We start from the raw sequence: 18,884 nt of genomic DNA on the forward strand, positions 1-18,884 counted from the left end.
CAGGTTGGTCAGCCCTCGGCGTGACGACCGTAGCAAAAAGGTACGTCGATTTAGTGCGCGGCCCTCACCCCCAGCCCCTCTCCCGCAAGCGGGAGAGGGGAGCCAAATCGCGATTCGTCAGAAGAGCGCCTATCAGGCCCCCTCTGCCCGCTTGCGGGAGAGGGCTGGGGAGAGGGTTTTTAGCGATTCAGAAAAACCCCAACGGATTGATGTCATAGCTGATCAACAGGTTCTTGGTCTGCTGGTAGTGATCGAGCATCATCTTGTGCGTCTCGCGCCCCACACCCGACTTCTTGTACCCGCCAAACGCCGCATGCGCCGGGTACAGGTGGTAGCAGTTGGTCCACACACGCCCGGCCTTGATCGCTCGGCCCATGCGGTACGCGCGGTTGATGTCGCGGGTCCACAAGCCAGCGCCCAGACCGAACTCGGTGTCGTTGGCAATCGCCAGGGCTTCGGCCTCGTCTTTGAAGGTGGTGATGCCGACCACCGGGCCAAAGATTTCTTCCTGGAACACACGCATTTTGTTGTGGCCCTTGAGCAGGGTCGGCTGGATGTAATAGCCGCCTCCCAGGCTGCCTTCCAGTTGCTCGACCTTGCCGCCGGTGAGCAGCTCGGCGCCCTCGCCCTGGGCGATGTCGAGGTAGGAGAGAATCTTGTCGAACTGCTGCTCGGAGGCCTGCGCGCCGACCATGGTGTCGGTGTCCAGCGGATCGCCGCGCTTGATGGTCGCGACCTTTTTCATCACGTGCACCATGAACGCGTCGTAGATCGACTCCTGCACCAGCGCCCGCGAGGGGCAAGTGCACACTTCGCCCTGGTTGAAGAACGCCAGAACCAGGCCTTCAGCGGCTTTTTCGATAAAGCTCGGCTCGGCTTGCATGATGTCTTCGAAGAACACGTTCGGCGATTTGCCGCCCAGTTCCACGGTGCTCGGAATAATGTTCTCGGCGGCGCATTTCATGATGTGCGAGCCCACTGGCGTGGAACCGGTGAAGGCGATCTTGGCGATGCGTTTGCTGGTGGCCAGCGCCTCGCCCGCTTCCTTGCCGAAACCCTGCACGATGTTGAACACGCCCGGTGGCAGCAGGTCGCCAATGATCTCGGCGAACACCATGATCGACAGCGGGGTTTGCTCGGCGGGTTTGAGTACCACGCAATTGCCGGCGGCCAACGCTGGCGCGAGTTTCCAGGCGGCCATCAACAGCGGGAAGTTCCACGGAATGATCTGCCCGACCACGCCCAGGGGCTCGTGGAAGTGGTAGGCGGCGGTGTGTTCGTTGATCTCGGCGGCGCTGCCTTCCTGGGCGCGGATGCAGCCGGCGAAGTAGCGGAAGTGGTCGGCGGCCAGGGGCACGTCGGCGTTCAGGGTTTCACGCACGGCCTTGCCGTTGTCCCAGGTTTCGGTAACGGCCAGCACTTCAAGATTGGCTTCGATGCGGTCGGCGATTTTCAGCAGGATCAGCGCGCGATCCTGCACCGAGGTTTTGCCCCAGGCATCGGCGGCGGCATGGGCAGCGTCCAGCGCCTTGTCGATGTCCTCGCTGCTGGAGCGCGGGAATTCGGCGATCACCTGGCCGTTGACCGGCGAGGTGTTGGTGAAATATTGGCCTTTGACCGGCGCGAGAAACTCGCCACCGATGTAGTTGCCGTAACGCGGCTTGAAGGAAACGACGGCGCCAGCGGTGCCTGGTTGTGCATAGATCATGGCATGGCCTCTCTTGTCGGTGCCTGCCCTGGGCTCAGAGCAGATCATGGGTCGATCTTAGGCACGCGCCAGAACGCTCGGAATGCGCCGATGGCATGGGCGGGTTAGTTATTTGGTAGTAGATGGCGGGGCTTCGGGCCCTGTGTACTCCTGCAAGATTCTGGGTCCCAGCCTTTGCTGGGACGACGGGGGATTGGGCAAAAACCTCCGTCATCCCAGCGCATGCTGGGATCCAGAGTCCGAGATCCCTCCATAATTCCATCAGCAACCCATAAATCAAAAAGCCCGGCATCAGCCGGGCTTTTTGTTCACATCACCATCAGTGCTTGGCCACCAATTCCTTCGGCAATTTGAACGTCCAGATCATCCCGCCCTGGTCCAGATCCTTGATCCGCTTGGCCACTTCGCCACCCCACAGCGGTACCGCACCACCCCAGCCGGACAGCACGGTGACGTACTGTTCGCCGTCCATTTCCCAGGTCACAGGGGAGGCGATCACGCCCGAGCCGGTGTTGAACTGGTAAAGCTTCTCGCCGGTCTTGGCGTCGAAGGCCATCAGGTAACCTTCCGGGTTGCCGGTGAACACCAGGTTGCCTTTGGTGGCCAGCACGCCGCCCCACAGCGGCGCGTAGTTTTTGTAGCGCCACACTTCCTTGCCGGTTTTCGGGTCGATGGCGCGCAGCACGCCGATGTAGTCCTCGTTCAGCGGCTTGATGGTGAAGCCGGCGCCTAGGTAGGCGGCGCCTTTTTTGTAGGTCACGCCTTCGTTCCACATGTCCATGCCCCACTCGTTGGACGGCACGTAGAACAGGCCGGTGTCCTGGCTATAGGCCATTGGCATCCAGTTCTTGCCACCGAGAAAGGACGGCGCCACGAATACCGACGTGCCTTTCTTCTCAGCGCCTGGCTCGCCTGGGCGGTGGGCGTCGTCGTAGATCGGCCGGCCGTCTTTATCCAGGCCTTTGGCCCAGGTGATCTTATCTACGAACGGGAAGCCGCGAATAAATTTGCCGTTGGTGCGATCCAGTACGTAGAAGAAGCCGTTTCGGTCGGCGGTGGCTGCCGCCTTGATGGTTTTGCCGCCGTCCTGGTAGTCGAACGACACCAGTTCGTTGACGCCGTCAAAGTCCCAGCCGTCGTGTGGGGTGGTCTGGAAGTGCCACTTGATGGAGCCGTCTTCCGGGTTCAGCGCCAGGCGCGAGGAGGAGAACAGGTTGTCGCCTGGGCGCAGGTGCGAGTTCCACGGCGACGGGTTACCGGTGCCGAACAGCAGCGAGTCGGTAGTCGGGTCGTAGAAGCCGCCCAGCCATGGGGCCGCGCCGCCGGTTTTCCACAGGTCGCCCGGCCAGGTTTTGCCTGGGGCGCCGCCGGAGATACCGTTCTCTACCGCTTTGCCGTCTTTGTAGACGTAGCCCATGTTCCCTTCGACAGTTGGGCGGGTCCACAGCAGCTCGCCGTTGCTCGGGTCGTAGGCTTCGACTTTGCCGACCACGCCGAACTCACCGCCGGCCACGCCGGTAATCAGCTTGCCTTTGGCAATCAGCGGTGCGGCGGAGATGGAGTAACCGGCCTTGTAGTCGGCCACGGTTTTCTTCCACACCACCTTGCCGGTGTCTTTGTTCAGGGCCACGAGCTTGGCGTCGAGGGTGCCGAAAATCACCAGGTCGCCGTACAGGGCTACACCGCGGTTGATCACGTCGCAGCACGGCATGATGCCGTCGGGCAGGCGGGCGTCGTATTGCCAGAGTTTTTTACCGGTGCGCGCATCGGCGGCAAACACCCGCGAGTAGGAGGCGGTGACGTACATCACGCCGTCTTTGATCATGGGCTGAGCTTGCTGACCGCGCTGTTTCTCACCGCCAAACGACAGCGCCCAGACCGGCCGCAGTTCCTTGACGTTACTGGTGTTCAGGGTGTCCAGGGTGCTGTAGCGCTGACCGGCCTGGTTGAGGCCGTTGACCACGATCTGGTCGTTGCGCTTGCCACTGTCGCTGATGTCCTGATCGGTCACGGCGGCGACTGCCGACAGGCTGGCCAAGGTGACAGCCATGCACATAGTGGTGCGAAGGAAAGGCTGGGTGAGACCGGTGAGCTTCATTGCGTCTACCTCTGCGGGCTTGTTGTTGTCATTCGGGAAAATTTCCCGATGTGGCGCAGATTCTTGGTTTGCCGCGCCTGTTCAACAATTGCCCGCAGTGCGCAATTTCTTAGTTCGTTGGTAGCAATACCAGCCGATCGTCACCCTCCAAACAAACCTCGAACCCGTAGGGTGTGCTATGCGCACCATGGCGTTTACTCGGAAATCGCTTGGTGCGCACACCGAGCGCGGACCGGCACACCCTACGGTCGTTATCTGAGCGGGAGTGCTTGCTGCTCGTAGCGGGGATACAGATGGCTCACGCTGCGAATCAGCTCATACCGCGACAGATTTACTCCATCGAAACGCGCGGGAATCGGCGCGCGAATCACCTCGTTCATATCCAGGCCTTTGGCCGCACTGTCACGCAGCAAGCCGTCCAGCCAGCCAAGGTAATCCCGCATCTGCGCAAAGGGCGCCGCATCGCTGGCAACCGGCCCATGGCCGGGCACGATCAGTTTCCAGGGCAGCGCCTGCAGGGTATCCAGATCCTTGAGCCATACATCCAGCCCCGGACTGTTGGGCGTGGTCAGAGCCCGCTCGTAAAACACCAAATCACCGGCAAACAGCACGCCGCTGTTCTCATCAAGAATGGCCAGGTCGGCGCCGGTATGGCCGCTCAGGGCCAACAGCCGCAAACGGTGATTGCCCACCTGGCGCTCACCCGCCGTCACGGTCTCGGTCGGCAACAGCACCTCGGTGCCGCGCATCCAGTCGCCCACCAGGCGGTACATGTTTTCCGCCATGGCGTTGCCCTGCTCGGCCAGCAGTTTGGTCGTGCCTTCAAGCGCGGCTATCGGCACATCGGCAAAGGCCTGATTGCCCAGGGCGTGATCGGGGTGATGGTGGGTGATCAGCACCAGCACGATTGGCTGGGGGGTGACGCTGGCGATGGCGTGGCGCATGGCCTCGCCATATTGTTTGGAGGGGCCGGTGTCGATGACCACCACGCCCGCATCGGTGACGATAAACCCGGTGTTGACGATATTGCCGCCATTAGTTTTATCGAAATTATCCCGGCTGCCTTCCAGCAGCCAGGTGTCCTCCGCGATCTGCCGCGGTTGCAGGTGGTAGTCCTGCGCGGCAGAGGCGTGCGCGGCAAGCGCCAGCAGTAACAGTGAACACCACAGGCGCATACCTGGCTCCTTGGCGGTTTAACGCACCGCGCTGAATTGCATCGTCGGTTCGACGTTGGTGAAGTTGACGAGGTCGCCAACGACCTCGGCGGCGTGCGGGGCAAAGGCGGCCTGGAAGGCTTCGACATCGTCGAAGTACACGTGCCCGATGGCGATGAACGCTGCTGGAGCACCCGGCGCGCCGCCGGCCAGGCCGCTGTCGGCGCCGGTGCCGGTGCACACCGCACCTACGCGGCTCTGTACCAGTGGCATATGGGTGCCGATGTAGTAGTCCATGTCGAATTTGGCACCGGGGGTGTTGGGGTAGAAGACGCTGAGTTTGAACATGGTCGAACTTCCTCTGTTGGTCGGTTGCTTTTCGTAGGGTGTGCTATGCGCACCATGGGTACACGCTGAAATCGCCTGGTGCGCACAGCACACCCTACACGAGCGGTGCAGGTTTAAAACTCACCTTCAAATTCATTACCACTGTTGTCACGCAGCCATAACCGCGCTTGATCATGCCCCTGCACTTCCAGGCTGACTACGGGGTTTTCCGCCACAGCGGGGAACAGTTCGATATTCGCCAGCACCTGGCCTTTCTCATCGCGCAATTGCGCTTGGTCCAGATAAAACTCCGGCACCCCGCCCACCATCCCGTTATCCATCGGATGGTCCACGCGCAACCGCAGCCGGGAGTCATTGCCGTGGATAAACTGCGCGGCATGAATCTGCCCCAGGCGCTCTTCCCAACCATCCTGCGCACGTACCACGCTCGGCGCCGTGCAGCCGCCGCCGGCCGCTTCCACCCACACCGAACCGACATGCCACACGCCGTCTTTGGTCAGCACCGCCGCGCGAATCGGCGTGGCCTGTTCAACGCGAATACGGATGGCCAACAGCGGCTGCACCTGCGGGCCGGGTTCGAAGCTGAAGATGCGCGGAATGGGGTTGAGCTCGGCCCAGGCGATGATCTTTTCGACCTGCCCGGCATAGGCACGGGCGTCGACCTGGATCGGCACCTGACGGGAGTCTTCGGCAAAGGGCGGCGCTTGCAGCACCACCTTGTCGTCAAACACAAAGGGTTTAGCGCCGAGCATTTTCTGCTGGTAGAACTGCCACATCACCGAGGGCATGGGGTCTTTGCCTGGGTCGGCATGGGCGGCCGGAGTCAGCAGTACCCCGAGCAGAAACACCGTCTTCAATGACATATCAACCTCGTTGCGTGTGCTGTGCGCACCGTTGCGTTTACTCGGGAATCGCTTGGTGCGCACAGCACACCCTACGGGAGGTCATTCGACCTCCTGGTACAACCCCGGCAACTCGTAATGCACGCCATAGGCCTCAAACAACTTGGCCATACGTCCATCGTTGATCATGTCTTCCACTTGCATATCGATGGCGTTGGAAAGCTGGCGGTTGCTTTCGTGCACGGCCATGCCGATATCCCAGGTCGGCTGCCCGAGGTTGGGGTAGGTGTTGTCAGACTCTTTCAGCGCCGCGTCCTTGGCATTGAACATCAGCCAATCCAGCTCACCGCGCAGGCCCATCACGGCATCGACTTTTTTCCCCTGCAAGGCGGCGAACGCCGCAGCCGTGGTGGGAAAGTGGTCGGTGTTGGCGCTCAGTTGGCCGCCAAATACGGTGGACAAGTAGAACGACGGCACACTCTCCAGCTCTACCCCGATTCGGTGCAGGCGGAACACGCCAATGCTGTCGACCTTGGGCAAGCGTCGGGTGTCGTGCACCACCTGCCACCGCTCGCGCTGGTAGGGGGCGAACATCACCACTTGTTCGTTGGCCAGCTCGCCAACGTCGTTGCGCTGGTTGCGGTAGTCCTTGTCATAGGGCACCCGCAGCATCAGGTCGGCGAGCACGCCGGGGCGCAGGTAATGGCCCTTCCAAATGAAGTTGCGCAGGTCGTCGTCGAGTTTTTCGCCCGGCACTATCCACAGCAGCTCGAGCTTCAGGCCGAGGCCCTCGGCCAATGCCTGAGCGAGGTCGACATCCACGCCACGGGCCTTGCCATTTTCTTCAAAACTGTAGGGCGCGAAGTGTTCGTACACCGCCACCTTAAGCACGCCCGAGGCGACGATGTCGTCATAGGGCCGCACCCGCGCATCGCTTACCAGCGGCACGCACAGGCATAGCACCCAGCACACAATGGTCGGTAGCCAGCGCATGGCGATCACTCGTCTACGTGCACGCTGTCCAGGTAGCTACGGATGGCCCACAAACCTTCCTGGCTGATGAAGTCGGCCATCTTCGGCATATACACGGCGCCATCGCGCACCGCGCCGTTGATCACGCGCTCCTTGAACCACTCATCCCCTTCGGCGCCGACATCGAGCATGCGCAGGTCCGGGGCGATACCGCCGGACTTGGCTTCCAGGCCATGGCAACGGGCGCAGTTCTGGTTGTAGGCCGAAGCGCCGATTTCCACGGCCAGGGCGTTCTTGGCGTAAGGGGCACGGTAGGGGTTGGTGTCTTTCCATTCCTTGCCCAGCGGCGTCAGGCCTTCGGTGTTGACCGCTTGTGGGGTGACATCGCCGTGGGCCAGGACCAGGCCGCTGAGGCCGATACCAGCAAGCAAAATCAGGCTACGCAGGGCATTGTTGTTATTCATTGAAACCATCCTCTTCGAGATGCTGGGCAAGGCAATAAGCGCCAAACCAGAAGGTGTGAAAACGTAGCGAGCGAAGGTTAGGCAAGGCAAAAACAGGCGAAACAGCGCAGTTGGCTGTAGCCAATGAGCAGGTTGAGTCTGTTTTTAACGCCGCCTAACCGAGCGCAGTAGTTTTCACACCTTCTGGTGGGGCCATGGTAAGAACCGCCCTACTGGCGCCGTATGCTGCTTTCGCGCTCTTGAGCTACTCCCTTGGTAGTAAGGCCGCAGGAGGGATCGGCAACAATGCTGGCGGCAATTGCGCAGGCGCCCGCCGGATGCGCACTTACTACCTTGGTACTGGCCGCCTGGTACTTTCTGCATATTTCCCAGGGGGTGGGCGCTTCCTATGCTGGCGGCACAAGAACAAGGAGCGCCCCGCCATGCGCCACTACCTGATTTACGGCCTGGCTTATCTGCTGGCTATTACCTGCTCGGCGCTGCTCGCCACCAGCAGCTTCGCTGCAGAGCCACTACACGTACGCGTCGGTTACCTGGGCTTGGTGCCAGACGTTGGTCCGCTGCTGTCCAACGTCATTCCCGAACCCAGCGATGCTGGCCAACGCGGCGCCGAACTGGCGATCACCGACAGCAACAGCACCGGGCGTTTTCTTCAGCACGAATACAGCCTGCAGGTGGCCACCGCGGACACACCGGAGAAGCTGCTGGCCGCAGCTCAGCAACTGCACGACCAGGGCCTGCGCCTGTTTGTGGTAAACGCCCCGGCCGACACCCTGCGCCAACTCAGCGCAGCCTTCAGCGACAGCTTGTTGCTCAACGCCGGCGCCTACGACGACGACCTGCGCAGCCAGAACTGCCCGACCAATGTGCTGCACACCCTGCCGAGCCGAGCGATGCTCAGCGATGCGCTGGTGCAATTTCTGGTGCTGCGCCAATGGCAGAAAGCGCTGCTGATCGTCGGTCAGAAACCTGGCGATCTGGCTTACGCCGCCGCCCTGCGTCGCGCGGCCAAACGCTTCGGGGTAAAGATCATCGCGGAAAAACCCTGGAGCTTTGATAACGACCAGCGCCGCAGCGCCCAGGCCGATATGCCGTTGTTCACCCAGGCCAGCGATTACGACGTGGTGCTGGTGGCCGATGAAGCCGGCGACTTTGGCGAGTACGTGCCCTTCAACACCTGGCTGCCGCGCCCAGTGGCCGGCACCCAGGGCCTGGTGCCGATGGGCTGGCACAAGACCGTGGAAACCTACGGCGCCGCCCAGCTGCAAAAGCGCTTCGAGCTGTACGCCAAACGCTGGATGAACGACCGCGATTTCGCCGCCTGGATGGGCGTGCGCAGCATCGCCACCGCCGTCACCCACCTGAAAAACACCGACCCAGCGGCCATCCGCACCCTGGAGCTGTCGCCCGATTTACCGCTGGATGGCTTCAAGGGTCGCAAGCTGAGCTTCCGCAACTGGGACGGCCAGCTGCGCCAGCCGATTCCGCTGGTACAGCCACGCGCCCTGGTCAGCACCTCGCCGCAGGAAGGCTTTCTGCACCCCGATACCGAGCTGGACAGCCTGGGGCTCGATGCGCCCGAAAGCGGTTGCCGACTTAGCGATCAGCCCCTCTAAAAAACCAACAACAAGGAACCGCCATGCGCCGTCTTTTTGTGTTTTCCGCTTTGGCCAGCGGCCTGCTTCTTAGCTCATCGGGCTTTGCCGCCACGGCCTATATCTCCAACGAGAAAGACAACAACATCAGCGTGATCGACGTAGACACGCAGACCGTCACCGCCACACTGCCCACCGGCAAACGCCCGCGTGGCCTGCTGCTGTCGAGCGATAACAAGCTGCTGTACATCTGCGCAAGCGACTCGGACACCGTGCAGGTGATGGACCTGGCCACGCGCAAAATCATCAAGGAACTGCCCTCCGGCGCCGACCCCGAGCAGTTCGCCCTGCACCCCAACGACCGCTGGCTGTATATCTCCAACGAAGACGACTCCTTGGTGACCGTGGTCGATACCCAGGACAGCAAAGTGCTGGCCCAGGTGGACGTCGGCGTAGAGCCCGAAGGCATGGCCGTGAGCCCTGACGGCAAGTGGGCGATCAACACCAGTGAAACCACCAACATGGTGCATTGGATCGACACCGCCACCCAGACCCTGGTGGACAGCACCCTGGTCGACCAGCGCCCGCGCCACGTGGAATTCAACAAAGACGGCACTCAACTGTGGGCCTCGGCGGAAATCGGCGGCACCGTCAGCGTGATCGACGTGGCCAGCCGCAAAATCATCAAAACCCTGAAATTCCAGATCCAGGGCGTGCACCCGGACAAGGTGCAGCCGGTGGGCGTGAAGCTGACCCGCGACGGCAAATACGCCTTCGTGGCCCTCGGCCCGGCCAACCATATCGCCGTGGTGGATGCGAAAACCTTCGAGGTCCTCGACTACCTGCTGGTGGGCCGCCGCGTCTGGCATATGGCCTTTACCCCGGACGAGAAAACCCTGCTGGCCACTAACGGCATCAGCGGCGATGTGTCGGTGGTGGACGTGGATAGCCTGAAGGTGACCAAGTCGATCAAGGTCGGCCGTTACCCCTGGGGTGTGGTGGTGACGCCGTGAAAGCCTTGGAAGCCAGCGGCATCAGCTTCAGCTATGGCGCGCGGCAGGCCTTGCAGCAGGTCAGTTTCAGTCTGGAGCCCGGGCGTTTTACCGCCCTGCTGGGTCCCAACGGCGCGGGCAAGTCGACCCTGATCGCCCTGCTCACCCGTCTGTACGACCTGCAACAGGGTGAGCTGCACGTGTACGGCAACAGCCTGCAACGCCAGCCACGTGAAGCGCTGCGTCAATTGGGTGTGGTGTTTCAGCAAAGCACGCTGGACCTGGACTTGAGCGTGGAGCAGAACCTGCGCTACCACGCCGCGCTGCATGGCATGCCCAGCAATTTGGCGACGGCGCGTATCGAAGCCGAATTGCAGCGCCAGCACTTGCAGGAGCGCCGGCGCGACAAGGTGCGCGACTTGAACGGCGGCCACCGTCGTCGAGTGGAAATCGCCCGCGCGTTGCTGCACCAACCACGTCTGTTATTGCTCGACGAAGCCAGCGTCGGCCTCGACCCGGCCAGCCGCCAAGCGCTGCTCGCCCACGTGCGGCAGTTGTGCCGCGAGGAAGCCTTGAGCGTGCTGTGGACCACCCATTTGCTTGATGAAGTGCAGGATGACGATGCGTTGCTGGTGCTGCACCAAGGCCAGTTGGTGGCCAATGACGACGCCAGCGCAATTGCCGGAAACATCGGACTTGCCCAAGCCTTCGCCGACCTAACCGTAGGGTGTGCTCCGCGCACCAATGCGATGGACGGGCAACTGCAGGGTGCGCTGCCGAACGCGGACCGGCCACCCTACAAGAGCAACCACCCATGAACGCCTACTGGCACTGCCTACGCGGCATCGTTCTACGCGAATGGCTGCGCTTCGTGCTGCAACGCACGCGTTTTCTCAGCGCCCTGGTGCGCCCACTGCTTTGGCTGCTGGTGTTCGCCGCCGGCTTTCGCGCCGCCCTGGGCATCGCCATCATCGCCCCGTACGACACCTACATCACCTACGAGACCTACATCGTCCCGGGCCTGGCCTGCATGATTTTGCTGTTCAACGGCATGCAAGGTTCGTTGGCGATGGTCTACGACCGCGAGATGGGCAGCATGCGCGTACTGCTCACCAGCCCCCTGCCCCGCGCGTTTTTGCTGGCCAGCAAGCTGTTGGCCACGGCGCTGATTTCGCTGCTGCAGGTGTACGCGTTTCTCGCCATCGCTTGGGCCTACGGCGTGCAACCGCCAGCCTGGGGCATGCTCGCGGCGCTGCCGGCGTTGCTGTTGGTGGCATTGTTGCTGAGTGCGATGGGGCTGTTGCTGTCCAACGGCATTCGGCAGTTGGAGAACTTCGCCGGGGTGATGAATTTCGTGATCTTCCCGTTGTTCTTTCTGTCGTCGGCGCTGTATCCGCTGTGGAAGATGCGTGAGTCCAGCGAGTGGTTGTATTGGTTGTGTGCGTTGAATCCGTTCAGCCATGCGGTGGAGTTAGTGCGGTTTGCGCTGTATGAGCGGTTCAACCTGTTGGCCATGGTCGTGTGCTTGGTGCTGACTTTGATCTTCAGCGTACTCGCCGTCCTCAGCTTCAACCCCCAACACGCCGCCGTACGCCGCCCTTCGTAGGGTGTGCCGGTCCGCGTTCGGTGTGCGCACCAAGCGATTGCCTGTCAAACGCATTGGTGCGCACAGCACACCCTACGGGACCGTACCTTCTCTACTACTTTCGTACTGGTTTTACCGGCGTAACGTTCAATACCGACGGCATGGCATCTGGCCTGTAATGGCTACATAAAAATAAATAAGAGATGCCTCGCCATGCGCTGCTTTATGCACACGTCCGTCTGCGTGCTGCTCGGACTTCTGGCCCTCAACTGCCAGGCCGACACTACGCCCGCCCTCTTCTCCGAGGACGGCTATCGCATCACCCAATACCGCAGCCCCACGCCTGCCAACGCAGAGCACGCACGCACCCTCGACACGCCTGCGCTGCAAAAGCTGCTCAAAGAACAACCGGCCACCCGCCTGGTGGATGTGTACCGGCGCACCTGGCTCAACGGTCAATTTATCGAAGACGAACCCCACTCCAACCTGCCCGGCAGCCTGTGGCTGGCCAATACCGGCAATGGCGACCTGGACGGGCCGTGGCAAGCCTATTTCAGCGACAACCTGCAGCGCCTCACCGAAGGCGACCTGGCACGGCCGCTGGTGTTCTATTGCCGTTCCGACTGCTGGGCCAGCTGGAACGCGATCAAACGCGCCCACGAGCTAGGCTACAAGCAACTCTATTGGTACCGTGACGGCATCGATGCCTGGGAACAAGCGGGCCTGCCCCTGATGCCCGCACAACCCCAGGCTTTTCCCTAAGCCCCGCAAAAACCATAAGAAGACAGGTGCTGACCATGTACAAGATTCTGATCGCCGACGACCACCCGCTGTTTCGCGAAGCCATTCATAACGTGATCAGCGACGGCTTCCCCGACAGCGAAGTGATGGAAACCGCCGACCTCGACAGCGCCCTGCTGTTGACCCAGGAACACGACGACCTCGACCTGATTCTGCTCGACCTGAACATGCCCGGCATGCACGGCCTCAACGGCCTGATCAACCTGCGCAACGAAGCGCCGACCATTCCGGTGGTAATCGTTTCCGCCGAGCAAGACAAGCAAATCGTGCTGCAAGCCATCACCTATGGCGCCGTCGGTTTTATCACCAAGTCCTCGCCACGGCTGCAGATGACCGAAGCCATCGAACAGATCCTCAACGGCCAGGTGTACCTGCCCTCCGACATCATCCGCACCCAGAAAAACCCCAGCCGCCACCGCCAGAACGACGCACCGAGCTTCGCCCCGGAACTGCTCCAAGCGCTCACGCGCAAACAGCTGTTGGTGCTGGAGCGCATGACCAAGGGCGAGTCGAACAAGCAGATCGCCTACCACCTGGAAATTGCCGAGACCACGGTAAAGGCCCATGTGTCGGCCATCCTGCACAAACTCAATGTGCATAACCGCGTGCAAGCCATTCTCTCCGCCGGCGACATCGACTTCGCGGCCTACCTGCGCCGCTAAGGGTTTGTATGGAAAAGGTGCTGACCCCACGCACCCTGCTGCTCACCGCCCTGGCCATGCTGGCCTTTGCCGGCAACTCGCTGCTCTGCCGCCTGGCGCTGAAGACCACCCAGATCGACGCTGTGACCTTCACCAGCGTGCGCCTGCTCAGCGGCGCGCTGATGCTCTGGGTGCTGCTGCGACTTCGTAACCGCAGCGCACCAATGGCCGGCAACCTGGCATCGGCCGCGGCGCTGTTTGTCTACGCCGCCGCGTTCTCCTACGCCTACCTGCACCTGGATGCCGGCGCCGGCGCGTTGCTGCTGTTTGGCGCGGTGCAGATCAGCATGCTGGTGGTCGGGTTTGCCCGTGGTGAGCGGGCCAATCTGCAGCAGGGCATTGGTTTTGTGCTGGCGTTGGCCGGGGTGATTGCCCTGATGCTTCCCGGAGCCAGCGCGCCGCCCCTGGTCGGTGGCGGCCTGATGCTGCTTGCCGGGGTGGCCTGGGGCGCCTACTCGTTGCTGGGTCGTGGCGTGAAGGACCCACTGGCCGCCAGTGCCGGTAACTTTCTGCGGGCGATCCCGTTTGCCATCCTGCTGACCCTGGTGTTTATCCAGCGTCTGGACTGGGACACCCCGGGGCTGATCTACGCCCTGCTCTCCGGCGCACTGACCTCGGGGGTGGGTTACTTCATCTGGTACAGCGCGCTGCCTGGGCTAAGCGCCTTCCAGGCGGCCTCGGTGCAACTGAGTGTGCCGATTCTGGCGGCGCTGGCGGGGGCGGTGTTGCTGAGTGAAAGCATTAGCGCGCGGTTGGTGATGGCGTCGGTGGCAGTGTTGGGCGGGATTGCGTTGGTGCTTCGCGCCAAAACACGCCCTCGGTGAAAACGCGGTTGCCGGGCCACCGCCTGGTGCGCGGAGCACACCCTACGAAAGCAGCCGCGTAGGGTGTGCTCCGCGCACCGTTGCGATCTCGCCAACACCGCAACCTATTCACCAAACCCCTCCCCCGATTGATCGGCCGTGCCCCAATCGCCGGGGTAAACACCTTCACGAACCAACCGATGAAAACTCGACCAAGGCCATTCCACTACGGTCCTTACCAGCCCATGTTTCACCGGATTCCAATGCACGTAATCCATATGACGCCGGTAGTCTTCGTCGTCACGCAATCGATGCTCCCAGAAACGCCGCTGCCAAATATCCCGCTCATGCCTACGCCGTTTGCTGGTGTTGCTGGTGGGCGAGTTGTATCGCTGGCTGACATGGGCTTTGATCAACGCCCAACGCTTGGAAAAGTCTGTGTCGTGTATGGGAAGCCCCCAGATGCAGTGCATATGGTCGGGCAGAAGGACCCAGGCGTGGATAGTGAAGGGATAGCTTTGACGGACGGTTTCGACGGCATGACGCAGCGTGCGACGAACGTTTTCGTCGGCGAACAATGGCCGGCGCTTGGCGGTTACCAACGTGAAGAAATACAACCCGCCTGCGTTTTGAGGACGGCGATAGTTGGACATTCCCTGTCTCCTGCTAGTGGGGGTGACCAGCTTAGAAAACAGGTTGAGTGGGCGATGTACGTGGGTGCGCAAACAGTGCAGTGATTGGACGTGCTTTGCGTAAGACGGGCCACCGCTTGGTGCGCATAGCACACCCTACAAAAGCAGATCGAGTTCCCCGTAGGGTGTGCTCCGCGCACCGTGGATCTATGTGCGAACGTTAACTTTCGTCAAGCAAATGACTCATCGCCGTCTTCAGTTTCATCGGCCGTACCGGTTTGTGCATCAAGGTGTGCCCTAGCTCGCGCAGGTGCAGTTTCAGTTCGTTGCTGTAGTTGGCGGTGATCATCAGGGCAGGTAACGGGGTGCTGCGCCGGGCGTTGATGGTGGCGACGGCGTCGACGCCGTTGTGGCCGTCGTCGAGGTGGTAATCGGCGATCAGCAGGTCCGCGTCGGCGTGGAAGTTGTCGACCTGGCGCGCCAGGTCTTCTTCGGACAAGGCGGTGACCACCTGGCAGCCCCAGCCTTCCAGCAAGGTGCGCATGCCGGCGCAAATGGCGGCGTCGTTGTCCAGCACCCACACCCTCGAGCCGTGCAGGCGTTCCAACAGGCGTCCGGAGTTATCCACCGGTTCGCTACTGGCCTTCGGCGCGCGACTGGCTTTGGGCACTTCGATGGAGAACACCGAGCCTTTGCCCGGCACCGAGGCCACGCGAATGCGGTGGCCGAGCATTTGCGCAATTTTGTCGACGATGGCCAGGCCCAATCCCAGGCCACGGTCCTGGTTATGCCGCTGCACGTCGCCGCGTTTGAATTCCTGGAAAATCTCGCCGAGTTTGTCTTCGGCGATGCCCATACCGGTGTCCCACACCTCGATCACCAGGCTCTGCCGTTTACGTCGGCAGCCGAGCAGGATGCGGCCGTTGGGGGTGTAACGGATGGCGTTGCTCAGCAGGTTACGGAGGATTCGCGCCAGCAGCTGGATATCGGTTCGCACCAGCGCCGAGCAGGCAATAAAGTCCAGCTGCAGGCCTTCGACGGCGGCCAGTTGGCGGTATTCCAGGGCCAGGTTGTCGAGCAGCTCGCCGACGGCAAACGGCGCGATATCCGCTTTGATCACCCCAGCATCCAGCTTGGAAATATCCACCAGGGTGCCGAGCAGGTTTTCCACGTCTTCCAGTGAGTTGCTGATGTTGCGCACCAGGGTCTGGCTGCCGCTGGGCTCGACCCGTTCGAGCAAGGCACTGGTGAACAGGCGCGCGGCGTTCAGTGGTTGCAGCAGGTCGTGGCTGACGGCGGCGAGAAATTTGGTTTTCGACAGGTTGGCCTGTTCCGCTTCGCGCTTGGCTTCGCGCAGGCGCAGTTCGACCTGGCTGCGCTCGTCGATTTCCTGCTGCAACTGGCCGTTCAGGCGGGTCAGTTCCGAGGTGCGTTCACGCACCCGTTGTTCAAGGTTCTGGTAAGCCTGGTGCAGCGCTTCGGCCGTGCGCCGGCGTTCGCTGATATCGCGGATGAGTACAAAGATGCCAACCACTTCGCCACTGGCCTGCCGGTTCGGCACATAGGAGCGCAGCATGCAGCGCTCCTGCCCGTTGCGGTTGGTTTCAACCACTTCAAAGGTGACGCTTTCGCCGTTCAGCGCGCGCTCGGTGTAGGGCGCCAGGTTGCGAAAGTGTTCGTCGTTGTGCACCTCGCGCATGTTCTGCCCGAGCATGCCGCCGCGCGGCCAGTGGTACCACTCTTCGTACACCTTGTTGGTGAACTCGTAGACCAGGTCGGCGCTCAGGTACGCGATCAGCGCCGGCACGTGGTCGGTGATCAGACGAATCCAGCGCTCGCTTTCGCTGATGGCTTCGGCGTGCCGGTAGCGCTCGGTGATATCGGTAAAGGTGTTGACGTAACCGCCGGCCGGCATCGGGTGGGTGCGCACTTCCAGCACCCGACCGTCGAACAGGCGCTGTTCCATTTGCTGTATGCGCCGGCCGTTGGTGTCTTGCGTGTCGGGCGTCAGCAAGCCCAGCTCGCTATCTTCCATCACCTCCACAAAAGGCCGATGGGCCTCGATGGGCGCCAACCCGCACAGCTCAAGAAAACGGTGGTTCCACAGCTCCAACGTGCCCTCGGCATTTACCATGGCCACGCCTTGGGAGAGGTTATCCACAGCCCGTTGCAGCAGCCGTGACTTCTGCGCCAACGCCTGTTCGCGGCGCATGGTTTCGCTGATTTTTACCTCGGTGATATCGGTGTACAGAATCACCAGGCCGCCCTCGCGGGTGGGCCGTTCGCTCACCTGCATCCAGCGGCCGTTGTGCAGGCGGTACAGAGTGTGGTCGTCGCCGCTGCGGCTGTGTTCTTCCACGATCAGCCCGCTGCTTTCGGCCAGGCGCTTGATTTCCGCCAGCCGCGTGCCGGCGCCGATGCGCGCGCGGCTGCGGGCCCAGAAGGATTTGAAGCGGCTGTTGAACAGCACAATGCGCAGGTCTTTATCGAACAGCACAAAGGCATCCGAAATGCTTTCGATGGCGTCGATCAAATGCTGATGTGCGGTCTCGGCCCGAAGGCGCGCGTCGCTGAGCAACTGGTTGCTGGCCTTGAGTTCGGCCATGGCCTGGTTCAGTGCATCCGTGCGCTCACGCACTTGTTCGGCGAGCACCACCGAGTGCTGGAAGGCGGCATAGGAGTCGTCGCGGCGCGAGGCACTGGATTCCACCCGTTCGATCAGCGCGGCATTGATGCGTTGCAGCTTGCGCTTGTCTTCGCGCAGCTGCTCAAGCTCCTGCTGCAGGCTCGCCAGGTCCTCGTTCGGCACGGCTGGCGCGGCGGCCAATGGCAACGCCGGTGAAGGTCTGGTTGATATGCATGCCATTGAACTGCTCCCCGTAGGAGTTGAAGCCGATTACCCGTTGTTGCTGGTACAGCGCGGAGGTCTGCGCCACCTCGTCGGTGCGCTCCACTTCCAGGCGGCGCAGAAAACAGTCGCAGCCGATGGTCAGCAGCGGCGGCCCCAGGCGCGTCTGCAAGCGGGTGAACAGGCCGTGCAGGTTGGGCGTGAGCGGGCCGGGTGTCATGGCGGTAAGCACGATGCCGTTCTCCACCGCGCAATAGAAACTCAGGCTGAGGTCGTCGTTGACCCGCTGAATCGAGCGCACGTAGTAGTGCTCGTTGATCCGCACCGCCAGCGGGTGGGCGGCGAAGGTGCCGACGTCCAGCGCTTCCAGCGGCACGCCGATCAGCCGCGCATACTCGGCGGCGGCTGGTTCCGCGTTCAGTTCCAGCACACGGCGACTGGCGCTGTCGGCCTGGGTGACTACCAGCTTCACCGGCGTGGGCTCGACGTGGTGGGTGCTGAACACTTCGAAATCCAGGTGGGTGTTCACCAACACCACCACCGCCGCGCCGACATGAAAGGCGCCGCCGTAATACACATAGGTGCGGCTGAGGTGCAGGTCATCGCCGGCCGAGCCGCCGAAATGCGGAATGCTGCCCAGCGCCGCGCTGAGGGCGGCGAGCACCAGTTCTTCGCGGCTGGAGAGGCCGTCGAGCAGGGTTAAGGCGAAGCAGTGGTCTTTGATCGGCGCCAGCGTGTTGTTGCGGCAATCGCTGACCAGGCGCTCTACCAACTGCTGAGCATCGATCAGGCTGAAGCGCTCCATTTCGTCGATCAGCGCGCTGGCGATGGAAAAGCTGCGGTGGTCGAACCCCACGGCGGTGACGCAGTTGCGGCCATAGCCCAGCGGGGTGATTTCCCCGGCACTGGTGCAGCCCACCAGACCGATGCCGCCGAAGTATTGCTCAAGCGTGGGCCCGAGCACGTCGAGGTCGTATTGGGCGGAGCAGAAGAACAGCACAAAACCCAGGTGCGGGTGAATCAACTGACGCGCCAGCTCCTGCGCCACCTGTTCCGGCTCGGTGGCGGTAGACATGGCCATAACCACGCCGTCGGTTGTTTCCTGCTGCATAGACCCACCCGGGGAAAGTGACGCTGATGCGCTGATGGTACGGAGCGGGCGGCGGTGGCCGAATCCTACTTGGGTGTTGGCGGGCTTATCCGAAAGTAGCAGGAGGTACGGCGCTCACAAAAAAGGCGCAACGGAGGGAGGCCGTTGCGCCAAACACGATGCCCGGTGAGCTTTTGTAGGGTGTGCTACGCGCACCGTTGCGTACGACGGGCAATCGCAATGGTGCGCAT

General features: G+C 62.0%; 17 protein-coding genes. 7 read left to right on the forward strand and 10 right to left on the reverse strand.

The annotated features are described in order from the left end of the window. Window positions 1-187: 187 nt before the first annotated feature. The 7 genes from C8K61_RS07750 to pedF all read right to left on the reverse strand — a co-directional run bounded on the left by C8K61_RS07750 (window position 188) and on the right by pedF (window position 7,586). Window positions 188-1,708, reverse strand: a complete 1,521-nt coding sequence (locus C8K61_RS07750) for an aldehyde dehydrogenase family protein (protein ID WP_108095632.1) — start codon at window positions 1,706-1,708, stop codon at window positions 188-190. 319 nt (window positions 1,709-2,027) lie between these two features. After that, complete coding sequence (locus tag C8K61_RS07755) at window positions 2,028-3,806, reverse strand: methanol/ethanol family PQQ-dependent dehydrogenase (protein ID WP_108095634.1); 1,779 nt, start codon at window positions 3,804-3,806, stop codon at window positions 2,028-2,030. A gap of 251 nt (window positions 3,807-4,057) precedes the next feature. Continuing rightward, a complete protein-coding gene (locus C8K61_RS07760) occupies window positions 4,058-4,981 on the reverse strand; it encodes a quinoprotein relay system zinc metallohydrolase 1 (protein ID WP_108095636.1) in 924 nt (307 codons plus the stop codon). An 18-nt stretch (window positions 4,982-4,999) separates the two neighbouring features. Then, window positions 5,000-5,308: an EthD family reductase gene (locus C8K61_RS07765; RefSeq protein ID WP_108095638.1), complete on the reverse strand. Its 309-nt coding sequence runs from the start codon at window positions 5,306-5,308 to the stop codon at window positions 5,000-5,002. Window positions 5,309-5,421: 113 nt separating this feature from the next. After that, window positions 5,422-6,171 (reverse strand): quinoprotein dehydrogenase-associated SoxYZ-like carrier, encoded by a 750-nt coding sequence (locus C8K61_RS07770; RefSeq protein ID WP_108095640.1) that lies wholly within the window; start codon window positions 6,169-6,171, stop codon window positions 5,422-5,424. An 81-nt stretch (window positions 6,172-6,252) separates the two neighbouring features. Beyond that, the gene (locus tag C8K61_RS07775; RefSeq protein ID WP_108095642.1) at window positions 6,253-7,143 is read right to left on the reverse strand and encodes an ABC transporter substrate-binding protein; all 891 of its coding nucleotides are present in this window, start codon (window positions 7,141-7,143) and stop codon (window positions 6,253-6,255) included. 5 nt (window positions 7,144-7,148) lie between these two features. After that, on the reverse strand, window positions 7,149-7,586 hold the full coding sequence (gene pedF / locus C8K61_RS07780; protein WP_108095643.1) for a cytochrome c-550 PedF: 438 nt from the start codon (window positions 7,584-7,586) through the stop codon (window positions 7,149-7,151). Window positions 7,587-8,008: 422 nt separating this feature from the next. Between pedF and C8K61_RS07785 the strand changes: the two genes are divergently transcribed. The 7 genes from C8K61_RS07785 (at window position 8,009) to C8K61_RS07815 (ending at window position 14,084) form a co-directional block, all read left to right on the forward strand. Next, window positions 8,009-9,202, forward strand: coding sequence for an ABC transporter substrate-binding protein (locus tag C8K61_RS07785; RefSeq protein ID WP_108095645.1), 1,194 nt, complete (start codon window positions 8,009-8,011; stop codon window positions 9,200-9,202). Window positions 9,203-9,225: 23 nt separating this feature from the next. Continuing rightward, window positions 9,226-10,194, forward strand: a complete 969-nt coding sequence (locus C8K61_RS07790; RefSeq protein WP_108095646.1) for a YVTN family beta-propeller repeat protein — start codon at window positions 9,226-9,228, stop codon at window positions 10,192-10,194. Further along, window positions 10,191-10,991 (forward strand): ABC transporter ATP-binding protein, encoded by an 801-nt coding sequence (locus C8K61_RS07795; RefSeq protein ID WP_108095648.1) that lies wholly within the window; start codon window positions 10,191-10,193, stop codon window positions 10,989-10,991. Before C8K61_RS07790 ends, C8K61_RS07795 begins: the two co-directional genes overlap by 4 nt. Beyond that, window positions 10,988-11,779: an ABC transporter permease gene (locus C8K61_RS07800; protein WP_108095650.1), complete on the forward strand. Its 792-nt coding sequence runs from the start codon at window positions 10,988-10,990 to the stop codon at window positions 11,777-11,779. Before C8K61_RS07795 ends, C8K61_RS07800 begins: the two co-directional genes overlap by 4 nt. 204 nt (window positions 11,780-11,983) lie before the next feature. Next, a complete protein-coding gene (locus C8K61_RS07805) occupies window positions 11,984-12,520 on the forward strand; it encodes a PQQ-dependent catabolism-associated CXXCW motif protein (RefSeq protein WP_256589382.1) in 537 nt (178 codons plus the stop codon). Between the two features lie 35 nt (window positions 12,521-12,555). Next, on the forward strand, window positions 12,556-13,221 hold the full coding sequence (locus C8K61_RS07810; protein WP_108095652.1) for a response regulator transcription factor: 666 nt from the start codon (window positions 12,556-12,558) through the stop codon (window positions 13,219-13,221). A 20-nt stretch (window positions 13,222-13,241) separates the two neighbouring features. Continuing rightward, complete coding sequence (locus tag C8K61_RS07815) at window positions 13,242-14,084, forward strand: DMT family transporter (protein WP_108095835.1); 843 nt, start codon at window positions 13,242-13,244, stop codon at window positions 14,082-14,084. A gap of 104 nt (window positions 14,085-14,188) precedes the next feature. Here C8K61_RS07815 and C8K61_RS07820 read toward each other — a convergent pair whose 3' ends face one another. From C8K61_RS07820 to nosP, 3 genes are all read right to left on the reverse strand, one after another. Beyond that, entirely contained in the window at window positions 14,189-14,716 is a 528-nt protein-coding gene (locus C8K61_RS07820) for a transposase (protein WP_108095653.1), read from the reverse strand. A 199-nt stretch (window positions 14,717-14,915) separates the two neighbouring features. Then, window positions 14,916-17,561 carry a hybrid sensor histidine kinase/response regulator NahK/ErcS' gene (gene nahK / locus C8K61_RS07825; protein WP_108095654.1) on the reverse strand — a complete coding sequence of 882 codons (2,646 nt, stop codon included), beginning with the start codon at window positions 17,559-17,561 and terminating at the stop codon, window positions 14,916-14,918. Further along, complete coding sequence (nosP, locus tag C8K61_RS07830; RefSeq protein ID WP_108095656.1) at window positions 17,464-18,654, reverse strand: nitric oxide-sensing protein NosP; 1,191 nt, start codon at window positions 18,652-18,654, stop codon at window positions 17,464-17,466. Before nosP ends, nahK begins: the two co-directional genes overlap by 98 nt. Window positions 18,655-18,884 lie beyond the last annotated feature (230 nt).

Origin of the sequence: Pseudomonas sp. GV071, from assembly GCF_003050835.1 — a bacterium.
Taxonomy (GTDB): domain Bacteria; phylum Pseudomonadota; class Gammaproteobacteria; order Pseudomonadales; family Pseudomonadaceae; genus Aquipseudomonas.